Origin of the sequence: Arsenicibacter rosenii, assembly GCF_001870735.1 — a bacterium.
Lineage (GTDB): Bacteria > Bacteroidota > Bacteroidia > Cytophagales > Spirosomataceae > Arsenicibacter > Arsenicibacter rosenii.
Genome location: NZ_MORL01000011.1, coordinates 1 through 11,676 on the forward strand (window position 1 = coordinate 1; position 11,676 = coordinate 11,676).

Below are 11,676 nucleotides of genomic sequence, written 5' to 3' on the forward strand. Positions count from 1 at the left end.
CGTGGAGCTCAGGGTAAATCCGGCTCCATGCGCTCTGTTCTATGCACTCTGCACTATGCCCAACAAACCACCCCGCCTGGCTACGCGCCTGCTGCACTGGCTTTGCCCGCCCCACCGCGCCGAGGAGCTGGAGGGCGACCTCGACGAACTGTTTCAGCAGCGCGTCCGCGAGGCTGGCCTGCGGCAGGCACAGTGGCGGTATGTCCGCGATGTGGTTTCACTGATGCGGCCCGGCCTTCTACAACGTGATGAGACAGAACTCTATTCAAACCCGACAATGACAATCATGCTACTGAACTACTGGAAAATTGCCTTGCGTAACCTGCTCCGTGCCAAAGGTTTTGCTTTCATCAATATTGCCGGTCTGGCAGTTGGCATGGCTGCCTCGGCCCTTATCTATCTATGGATTCAGAGCGAGCAAACCTACGACCGGTTTTATACAAAAACAGACCGTCTTTTTCAGGTCTATAACCGGGATACGTTCAGCGGAGAAACAAAGGCATGGGAAACCACACCGCGCCCGCTGGCTCCTTATCTGACGGCCCATTACCCTGATATTGAAGCAAGCGCCCGGTTCCGGCCAACGTCTTTTTTGCTGACAGCAGACGGCCGGCATCTCAATGCCAGCGGTGCCTTCGCCGATCCGGCTTTTCTGAACCTGTTCGATTTCCCGCTCATGGCCGGTACGGTTCAGTCGGCGCTGCGTGAGCCAACGGGGATCGTACTTACCGAATCGATGGCCATCCGGCTTTTCGGCCGCACTGAGGTTACCGGCCAATCCGTTCAGCTCAATCATGAAGACAGCTTTCTCGTTACGGGCGTGTTGAAAGACCTTCCCGACAATTCCCGTTTCAGCGAGGTCGACTATCTGCTGCCCTATGCTTATTTTATCGCAAAGGGCTGGGGATCTGACGAATGGAGCTCAAACAATGACTACTCGTTTGTCTTACTGAAACCAAAGGCCTCTGCCGATGCGGTCAATGCAAAAATCAAAAGCGTAACGGCCCGACAGCTGAAGGGTGTTCTGGACGATGTATCACACCGGGAGATTTTTCTGCACCCGGCCAGCAAATGGCATCTGTATGCCAGGCAGGAAAACGGGCAGCTGGTTGACGGACAAATCGTTACGGTCCGGCTGTTTGCTGTCATTGCCGCACTGATTCTGCTCGTGGCAGCTGTCAATTTTGTTAACCTGAGTACCGCCGGAAGTGAAAAAAGGGCGAAAGAAATCGGCGTTCGCAAAGTTGCCGGTGCCCGTAAATCGTCCCTTATTTTTCAGTTTCTCTGCGAGTCAGTTATACTGGCCATGCTGGCAGGAATACTGGCGCTGGGTTTTTTAATGCTTTCTGTCCCCTTGTTTAATGACATTACCGGCAAACAGGTTTCGTTCGCCTTTGACTCGGCCGGTTTCTGGCTGGCGGCCATAGCCTTTGTCTTATTTACCGGCCTGCTGGCAGGTAGCTACCCCGCGCTATACCTGGCCGGTTTCCAGCCCATCCGGATCATGAAGGGCTCGTTCCGGCCGGCTCAGGCAGCCTTTTCGCCCCGCAAAGGACTGGTTGTGATGCAGTTTACGTTCGCGATTATCCTGATTATCGGCACGCTGGTCATTAAACAGCAGATCACCTACGCACGCGAACGGGAAAGCGGTTACAATCAGCATAACCTGTTGTTTAGCTACCTCAACGGTGCCCTGTCCTCACACAGTACCGCTCTCCGGCAGGAACTGCTCAAAAGCGGGGCGGCTGTTTCGGTCAGCCAGTCGATGGGCCCGATGACCGACATCAACACGCGGCAGTGGGGGCTCTCGTGGCGGGGCAGCACCAAGGCCGACAAAGATATTGAGTTTGACCGCTTTGGCACCGACGCCCATTTTCTGCAAACCACCGGAACAAAACTGGTAGCGGGCCGTGAAATTGACATTTACCGGTATCCTGCCGATTCGAACGCGGTCATGCTGAACGAAACCGCCGTAAAAGCAATGCGGTTAGAGCAGCCGCTGGGCACAACCGTTCGTTTTCTGAGTCAGGACTGGCATGTTGTCGGGGTTGTGAAGGACTTTATTTTTTCTTCGCCATACGAGGCCATCAACCCTGTTATTGTTTCCGGCCCGAACAAATCGGTGGAGCTGACCTGGGTCAGTATCCGGCTGAACCCCACCCACTCTGTTGCCCGGAATCTGGAAACAGCCGAAGCCATTTTCAAAAAATACGAGCCAGGTTATCCCTTCGAATATGCTTTTGCCGACGAATCCTACAAGGCTAAGTTTGCCAGTGAACAGCGGATCGGCGTATTGACCGGCCTTTTTTCGGGACTAACTATTTTCATTACCTGTCTGGGTTTATTTGGTCTGGCCGCCTATACAGCCCGCCAGCGTACCAAGGAGATCGGTATCCGCAAAGTACTCGGTGCGTCGGTCAGCAGCATCATTCAATTGTTGTCAGGCGGGTTTCTTAAACTGATGCTGGTAGCCTTTCTGATCGGTGCCCCCATCGGCTGGTACGTCCTGAATCAATGGCTGGCCGATTACGCCTACCGGATCACGATCGGCCCGGGCATTTTCCTGCTTACCCTGCTGGCCGCGACCGTTATTGTAGTGATTACGGTCAGTTCGCAGGCGATCAGGGCCGCCCTGGTCAATCCCGTAAAATCGTTACGATCCGAGTAAAGCCGCAACATCTTGCGGCTCTACACATTCCTGTCCGCCCATCGTCCGTTTGCGGACAGAAGACAGCCGCCATAAATCTACAGAACACTGATAAACAATATATTAAAATTATGGTATAGCTTTTGACAAGATTATACTAACTAAATCAACTGCTACGGCCATGCTTCAGAACTACATCAAAATCGCCTTGCGCAACCTCTGGAAAAACAAAACGTTCTCGGGGATTAACATTGCCGGACTGGCGCTCGGAATCACCGCCTTTGTGCTGATTCTGGAATACGTCAGTTTTGAGAAGAACGTCAACCGGTTCCATGCGAAGGGCGATCAGATTTACCGTGTATTGCTGCAGCATAAAAACGGCCCTACCGACGATTTTGTCCCCTCGGCCCTTGCCGGCGCCCTCAAACAGCAGTTTCCGGAAGTAGAGGCAACCTGCCGCCTGGCCTATGTCCAGAAAGGCATTGTTACGGTTCCGGATACGATGAAAAGCGCCAGCCTCCGCTCCTTCCGCGAAGACAATGCGATCTCGGCCGACGGTGATTTTTTCCACATGTTTTCGTTTCCTGTAATAGCGGGGTCGTCATCCCTGCATCAACCTAATACCGTTGCCCTGTCGGCCACAAAGGCGCGGACCTATTTTGGCTCGCAAAACCCGCTCGGTAAGGTAATTACCCTCAACAGTCAGTTTGGCAAAACACCGTATACCGTTGTGGCTGTTTTTGCTGATGTACCGGAGAATTCGGACATCCGGTTTGACATCGTGTATGCACTCAGCTCGCTGGACAATGCGGCCAAAAGCAGCAACAACGACTGGGCACGCCTTGACAATTGGTTCGGGGCCTTTTCGCAAACGCTGGTATTGCTGAACCCGCAGGCCAATGCTGCCGCTCTGGAGCAAAAATCAGCCGGTTTGCTCAAACAACACCGCCCCGACGAGCAGGAAACCATGCTGCTTCAGCCGCTGCCATACCTGCATTTGGGCGAAAGCCTCAGTGACCAGCGCCCGACCGCCGGCAAGCTCAGCTTTGTTTATACCCTCGGTGCCATCGCTTTTCTGATTCTGGTTATTGCGTGGCTAAACTACATTAACCTCTCGACTGCGGGTTCGCTGAAACGGGCCAAAGAAGTCGGTGTGCGGAAGGTGGTCGGTGCCAACCGCGGCCAGATCATTGGTCAGTTTCTGGGCGAGTCGCTGTTACTGAACGTGCTTGGCCTGTCGCTGGCCCTTGTACTGATCAGCGGCCTGCAACAGCCGTTCAATGATCTGGTTGGCCGGTCGCTCAGCCTGACAACCATCGGCCAAAGCCCGATGTGGCTGGCGGGTGTTGGAGCCCTCCTCATCGGAGCGTTGTTGTCCGGAAGTTATGCCGCTTTCGTGCTTTCAGGTTTTCCGGTAGTCAGTATTGTCAAAAACGCCTTTGTACGGTCAGGGCAAGGTATCCGGACCCGTCAGTTGCTGGTCGTTTTTCAGTTTTCGATTTCCATTCTGCTGATTATTGCCACGGTTGTTCTGTATCGTCAGCTATCGTTTATGCAGAATCAGACCCTGGGCATGAACCTTGAGCAGCTGCTGGTCATCAAAGGCCCTGAAGTGGGTTCTGATTCGGCAAAGAATGTGGGCAAAGCTGCGTTCCGGCATCAGATTGCCCAACTGCCCTTTGTCAGTGACTATTGTAACTCGGGCAGCGTACCGGGGGGCTGGTACAATTTTAATTCCGACGGAGTTACGCGCCTGAATGCCTCGCCGGGTGATGACAAAAAGAATTACGCCTTTACCTACATCGACGACCGGTTTCTGAAGACATACGGCATTGCCCTGGCTGCGGGTCAGAATTTTACACCGGACATGTGCGACAAGGGCATGCAGGCCCACCGGGTGATTCTGAATGAAAAAGCCGCAAAAAAACTGGGGTTCAGCACTGCGCAGGACGCAGTCGGACAGAAAATCAAGTTCGGGGAAGAGTATGAGGTTGTTGGTATCGTGAAAGACTATCACCATCAGTCGTTACAACAAGCCATTGAACCGCTTATTATTTTTCCGTCGTATCCGTCCACTAATTACACCATCCGGTTAGCCACGCAGGATATGACCCGGCAGCTCGCTACCCTCGAACAGCAATACAAGCAACTGTTTCCGGGCAATCCGTTTGAGTTTTTCTTTGTGGACGAACACTACCAGAAGCAATACCAGAGTGAACAGCAGCAGGGCCGGATTTTTACGGCGGCTTCGGCCATGGCCATTCTGATTGCCTGCCTCGGTCTGTTCGGGCTGGCCGCCTACACGGCCGAACAACGGACGAAAGAAATCGGCGTCCGCAAAGTACTGGGGGCATCAGCCACCAGCATCGTTGTACTGCTCTCGCGTGATTTCATTAAGCTGGTCGTAATTGCCCTTGTGCTGGCATCGCCACTGGCCTGGTGGGGCATGAACCAGTGGTTGCAGGACTTTGCCTATCACATTACCATCGACGGGTGGGTCTTTTTCTGGGCGGGTGCCGTTGCCATCGGCATTGCGTTGCTGACGGTGCTGTATCAGTCGCTTAAAGCGGCCTATAGCAATCCGGTTAAATCGTTACGTGCCGAGTAGAGACGCAAAATATTGCGTCTCCACCGTAAACCAGCTTCATCATGTTCCTGAATTATCTGAAAATCGCGTTCCGGACGCTGACCAAACAAAAAGGGTATTCGGTTATCAACATTGGGGGGCTTGCCATCGGTATGGCCGTGGCCATTCTCATCGGCCTTTGGGTATACGATGAGCTGTCCTACAACAAGCAGTATCCGAACTATACCCGCATTGCGGAGGTACGCCACTACGGCACCGAACCGTCGACCGGTATCACGCGGGGCAGTCAGGCCTGCCAGATTCCGCTGGGAACAGCCCTGAAAATGCGCTACCGGTCTTATTTCAAACACATACTGCTGGGTAACTGGATTGGCGACTATACCATCACTGCCAGCGACAAAAAGCTTATGGGGCGGGGTAAGTTTATTGAAGGCGGCGTGATTGACATGCTTTCGCTGGCGATGCTCAAAGGCGACAAAACCGCCCTGAACGATCCGCATTCAATTATCCTGTCTAAATCCATGGCCGAATCGGTATTTGGCAGCGTAAACCCGGTTGGCAAAACGCTTAAAATCGACAACCGCATGGATGTGACCGTGACCGGCGTGTATGAAGATCTGCCCCAAAACGCCGATTTCGGCGATGTCAAATTCTTTGCCCCGTGGGCGCTCTGGGTGTCGTCGAACGGCTGGATACAGGACGTTGTCAACAGCTGGAGCAACAGTTCCTTTTCGGTCTATGTCCAGCTGGCAGACAATACCTCCCTGGAGGCAGCCAATGCTGGTCTGACCGGTTTTTACGCCAAAAACCTGCCGCAGGACCTGGCTCATGAAGCCGATGACTACAAAATGGTGCTTTACCTGTATCCTATGCAGCAATGGCACCTGTACTCCGACTTTAAAGACGGCCGCCCCGCCCCGGGCCGTATCCGGTTTGTCTGGCTGTTTGGCATCGTCGGCGGGTTTGTGCTGCTGCTGGCGTGTATTAACTTCATGAACCTGAGCACCGCCCGCTCCGAAAAACGGGCCAAAGAAGTCGGTATCCGCAAAGCCATCGGCTCGCTCAAAAAACAACTGGTTCAGCAGTTTCTGAGCGAATCATTTCTGGTTGTCTGCCTCGCCTTCGGGCTTACGCTCCTGCTGGTTTATGGCTTCCTGCCGTTTTTCAACGACCTGGCCGGGAAGGACATGCTGTTTCCGGCAGATAACCTGTATGTCTGGATGGCTTGTCTGGCGTTCATGGTACTGACCGCTTTGCTTTCAGGCCTTTATCCGGCGTTCTACCTCTCCTCGTTCCAGCCGGTCAAAACACTCAAGGGGTCATTTCGGGTAGGTAAGGCCGCCGCTATACCTCGTAAGGTGCTCGTTGTGCTGCAGTTTACCGTATCGGTGGTGCTGATCATCGGCGTCTTTGTAGTGTACCGGCAGATTCAGCATGCACAGAACCGGCCGGTGGGGTATGACCGCAAAGGCTTGTTGTCTGTGATCATGAATGACCCGAACTTTCACGGACGGGAAGAAGCTATTCAACGCGAACTGCTGGCAACTGGTGTGGTGACCGGTACGGCGTTTTCGTCGAGCCCGCTGACCAATGTCTGGAACAACACAGGGGGCTTTACCTGGACCGGTAAAGACCCGAAAACGGAGTCCGACTTTTCGGTCACCAAAGTATCACACGATTTCGGATCGCTGGCTGGCTGGAAATTTCTGGCGGGCCGCGACTTCTCGCGTACGTTCGGGACCGACACCGCCGCCGTGATTCTGAACGAAACGGCAGCGAAATACCTCAACCTGAAAAATCCGGTGGGTGAGTTTGTCACCATAGACGACGGGCAAAAGAAACTCCGGATCATTGGCGTGATCAAAGACATGCTCATGCAGTCGCCTTACGAGCCGGTCAAACGGGGAATGTATTACCTGGATGCCGGTCACGACGACGCGCAACGGCTCATTGTCCGCCTGAGTCCGCACGCCAGCGCGCAGGAAGCATTGCCGAAAATCGAAGCGGTTGTCAGAAAAACAGTGCCTTCCGCACTTTTCCAGTATTCGTTTGTCGATCAGGACTTTGCGGCCAAATTCGCTACCGAGCAGCAGGTTGGCAAACTAGCTGCCGTTTTTACACTGCTGGCTATTTTAATCTCGTGTCTGGGCCTGTTCGGGCTCGCCTCGTTCATGGCCGAACAACGGACCAAGGAAATCGGGATCCGGAAAGTACTGGGGGCCAGCGTCCTGAATCTTTGGGGACTGCTATCAAAAGACTTTCTGATACTCGTCACCATTGCGTTTGGCATAGCCACCCCGATTGCCTGGTATCTGCTCGACAGCTGGTTGCAGCAGTATAAATACCGCACCGACCTATCGTGGTGGATTTTCGTCCTCGCCGGTGCAGGCGCTATCGGCATTACCGTCCTGACGGTCAGCGTTCAGTCGGTCAGAGCCGCCCTGATGAACCCCGTCAAGTCGTTACGATCGGAATAAAATAAAGAGTGAAAGAGCGAGAGAGTGAAAGAGCGGAACGCCCTATCGCTCTTTCACTCTTTCACCCTTTCGCTCTTTAAACCTACCGCGTATACAGTGATCCTTTGGCGATGGTCGATTCGTATTCGAAATTGATGGTTTCGAGGAATTTTCCGGTTACCCAGCCAATGTCGGCGTCACGGATAAAAACAAAACGCTTGTTCCCCGTCTTGTTACAGGCCCTGAAAGTAGCTTCCAGCAGGGTAGCTCCGGCAATGAGTTGCTTGCGGGTCAGTCTGTTTTGCATCAGTCTGATGTCCTGACTGGCTTTATCACGCGTGGCATAATCCTCAATACCGGCCAAACCGGGCTGTATCAGCGATTCATATTGCGTCAACGCCAGGTTTTTGAATGTAGTAACGTCGGCCATAGACACCGGTACCGCTGTGGTGAATGCCTTTTCCGGATACAGATAGGCAACCAGAGCGGCCACAATGGCCCCGCCAACGCCAACAGTCCGGCGCTGAGCGAGTCCCGGCAGCACCGGCACCAGTGCTGACTCGTTCAGGCTGTTTACCACCTGCTGCACCTCGCGCCCGAATGCCTCCGGATGGGTGGTAGCCCGCGCATCAACCTGGCTTACCAGCGTATTCACGCCCACTGGTGCGGTGTTGTAGTGAAAAGGCGTTGATGACGGTGAAACCGCCTTATCAAAATACCCGATTGTCACAGAATTGGCGCCGATGTTCAGGGCCGATGTAGTGGGCCACACTTTGCGTGGAATCGCACCGATTGTAAACAATTCGGCTTCGCGGGCCGGCGTCAGCGTACTGTCGATCTGTAGCTGACTGCCTTCCGGCAACACAGCCGCCAACTGCTCATACAAGCGCTTTTTTGCCTCCTGACTCAGTTTTTTCGACCCCGTCACTTCGCTGCTGAAGACAATAAATACCCGTTCGTTGGGTATTTTGTACTGACGGATACTATCCAGGCAGGTTTGCAGGGCAATCTGTCCTTTCTGCAAGCCGGCATTCGCGTTGGCTGTCAGATCAAGGTCAGGCACATTAATAACCGACCGGATGTCTTTTTCGTAGAAATCGCTCTCGTACTGGGTTTTAAAGATGGCTAATTTCACGTCTGAGGCACCAATCTGGATACCGGCATACATATTTTTACCGGAAATATCCCGCAGTACCTCATTAACCCCCCAGGCACTGGCCACATACTTTAGTTTGGCAAACTGCGCCCGCGCCAGTTCAAGATGCCGGATAGCCGCCGCATAGTCCTCCGTCTCGTTGTAGCAGAGACCCAGCATTTCGTTAGTAACGGCCTCCCAATAAGGGTTTTTCGACGCTACGGCCGGTAAAGCCCGTTTGAGCAGGCTAATCGACTCATCGGACTTGCGGACGGCCCGCAGCGTATTGGCCAGCTTAATAAAATGAATGGCCTGATTGACGGAACGGGCCTCCTGGGCAAAAACAGAATTGGCTGATGCACAAAGCATCAGCAGGCATAGGTAAAACGCTTGCTTCATGGTACTGAAATAGTTGATTTACTTGCTTTAGGAATTGAATTGATGTTACTAACGGATTCGTTTTTTCCGGTTCAGCAGGCGCTCCAGATCACTCCCGGCCGAATCAGCGACGACAGCAGGTGCTGTGGTCTGCCGAACCGCAGGACGCACCATCATGCGCGGACCGGCATCGGCACCCGTCGCCTTACTATCCGAACGCATAGCCGGGGTGACGCCGGCAGGAACCGATTGGGTTGAGACAGGCATCAGGGCTGGTGGAGGAAAGCCGGCTGCCGGTGTTTGTACGGTGGCAGTACTTGCTCCGTCTTTAAGTGGCGGAGATACGGCTTCATAGTTCGTCGCCAGTCTCAGGGTATCATTTAGTGGCAGCTCATAAGCCATACTGCGTTTGGCTGGCTTTGTATTTGCAGATTGTTGAGCAAAGGCAATTACCGGTGCAAGAATGACAGTTCCCCCGGTAATCACAGAAAAAAGAATTCTCATTGAATGGGTTGTTACGGATTGATCAGATCACGTATTAACCTACGCATTCAGCCTAAAACCGGATTTTTAACAAATAGGTATGTATCCTTATTTTGCATTTTCTACCTCACTGAGGCGTACAAAATCAGCCCGATATTCCTCACTATTAACTTGTTAAATAAATACCTCCGGCCGTCTTTTTTTTTGATTTTTTCAGAATGGCAAAGACCCTTTTGTTACTCTTATATACAAGTAAAATACTTTTAATTTAAGAAATCGCTATATAGGCTTCCAATCCGTTGCCCCTGAAAGGCAACAAAGCAACGGCTTGCTGCTGAAACATCCCGGTAACAAACAAAAGGGAGTGTTCTTTTTTTACCTACTTTTAAGCACCACTAACTTCCATACGTATGAAATCGTTCTATTCCACCCTGATACTGCTACTTTGCGTATCATTTTCAATCCTTTACGCTCAGACACCTGCCCGTCTGACAGTTACTATCCAGTCGCCCAAAGAAAACGATCAGCCTGTTCTCAGCGTGCCGGTTTTCTGGTATATATTACCGGAAAGTCATACAACATTGACTCAAACCGCGCCCGGTCAGTTCAGCGCCGTATTGGCCGTTGACCGCCCCCGGCTGGTCTATCTTCAATTTCGTGGTCAGTGGCTCAAACTATACGCCGAGCCCGGAAAAAGTATGGCTATAACGATTGACGGAAAAGCCCCGGCCCAGCCAGCTCAGTTTGCCGAACCCCTCGCCCGGGAAAACACCCTGTTGCAGCAGTTGGGGTATACCAGCTATAACATGATGCCGGACCCGATGGTCAAACGGCCTTCGTCTTTGTCAGGGCTTCATGAACTGGCAGCGCAGCTGAACCGCGAAAAAAAGCAACAGCTTGACCGATGTCGCGACAGCCGGCAGCAGGACCGCTTTAACTGGGCTTTTTACCATATTCTGGAAGGCGAAATCCGCTACAAACCTGTAATCGATATCACGAATAAAGGCATCTTTGGCATTCAGGGAGCTTCGGTTTATGATGTCAGTGAAAGCGTGAAAAATGTATTTGGCGATGAAGTAATCTCAGACGACCGGTTTATCGACAGCGATATGTACTTTTTTAGTACAATCCACATGCAATTATCACAAAATATCCGTTGCGGTGCTGATACCAATTGTTACCAAAAACTAACGCGCGAAATTTATAATACAACAACTGACCAGGAAATTCAGGAAAAGTATAGCCTGTTTGGTCAGCTTTTCTCTAAAATTCACGAGGCCGATTATTTTCTGACCGGTGCTACACGGGAAAAAGCCATGGCGCTGTTAATCCACTCGTTTAAAGATGATTTTCTGTACCTGCGCCCTGCCTATGATCTTTATCTGAAGCGTAACCCGCAAGGCAAACATCAACAGTTGATTGAGAAGGACCTGGCTCCGTTTTTTGCCTTTGAAAAGAAATCACCGGCAGCGTCGGAGACACGGTTTACGGATACGCATACACCCGTTAAAACAATGGCCGACCTCTTGAAAGCCCATAAAGGCAAAGTCGTTTACGTTGATTTCTGGGGAAGCTGGTGCGGGCCATGCCGACAGGAAATGCCGCATGCGGCCATGCTCAAAGAAAAAATGAAAGGTAAACCGGTTGATTTCCTGTACATCGCCTACGAAAACGGGATCGATGAAACCCACGTGAAGCGCTGGAAATCGGCCATTGATAAGCTTAAGATTACCGGAACCCATTTTCTGGCCGACCATTCCTTCATGGAACAGTTGAAAAAAGACAAAATGGAAGTCGGGCAGTTCCCGACTTATGCCCTTTTCGATAAGCAAGGCAAACTGATTAAATTCGGTGCTTCAGCTCCGTCAGATCAGGCATTATTGCAGGAACTGGAGCAGGCGATGAAGTAGCGGTAGATGTGTGTTCAGACTCAGATCTACCGGGACGTTTTGAACTTCCTAGAAGGTCTGAGTCTGAACACGACACCAAA

General features: G+C 52.2%; 6 protein-coding genes. 4 read left to right on the forward strand and 2 right to left on the reverse strand.

The window, feature by feature from the left end; genetic code table 11:
* The 3 genes from BLX24_RS18715 to BLX24_RS18725 form a co-directional block, all read left to right on the forward strand.
* The coding region (locus BLX24_RS18715) for an ABC transporter permease (protein ID WP_310590792.1) at positions 1–2,668 on the forward strand (2,668 nt) is incomplete at its 5' end.
* A 160-nt stretch (positions 2,669–2,828) separates the two neighbouring features.
* On the forward strand, positions 2,829–5,255 hold the full coding sequence (locus BLX24_RS18720; protein ID WP_071504723.1) for an ABC transporter permease: 2,427 nt from the start codon (positions 2,829–2,831) through the stop codon (positions 5,253–5,255).
* Positions 5,256–5,296: 41 nt separating this feature from the next.
* A complete protein-coding gene (locus BLX24_RS18725) occupies positions 5,297–7,711 on the forward strand; it encodes an ABC transporter permease (protein ID WP_071504724.1) in 2,415 nt (804 codons plus the stop codon).
* 82 nt (positions 7,712–7,793) lie between these two features.
* Here the strand turns inward: BLX24_RS18725 and BLX24_RS18730 are convergent, their stop codons facing one another.
* On the reverse strand, positions 7,794–9,224 hold the full coding sequence (locus tag BLX24_RS18730) for a tetratricopeptide repeat protein (protein WP_071504725.1): 1,431 nt from the start codon (positions 9,222–9,224) through the stop codon (positions 7,794–7,796).
* Positions 9,225–9,272: 48 nt separating this feature from the next.
* Entirely contained in the window at positions 9,273–9,707 is a 435-nt protein-coding gene (locus tag BLX24_RS18735) for a hypothetical protein (RefSeq protein ID WP_071504726.1), read from the reverse strand.
* 389 nt (positions 9,708–10,096) lie between these two features.
* Here BLX24_RS18735 and BLX24_RS18740 point away from each other — a divergent pair, with 389 nt between their 5' ends.
* Positions 10,097–11,596: a TlpA family protein disulfide reductase gene (locus tag BLX24_RS18740; protein WP_071504727.1), complete on the forward strand. Its 1,500-nt coding sequence runs from the start codon at positions 10,097–10,099 to the stop codon at positions 11,594–11,596.
* Positions 11,597–11,676: the final 80 nt, after the last annotated feature.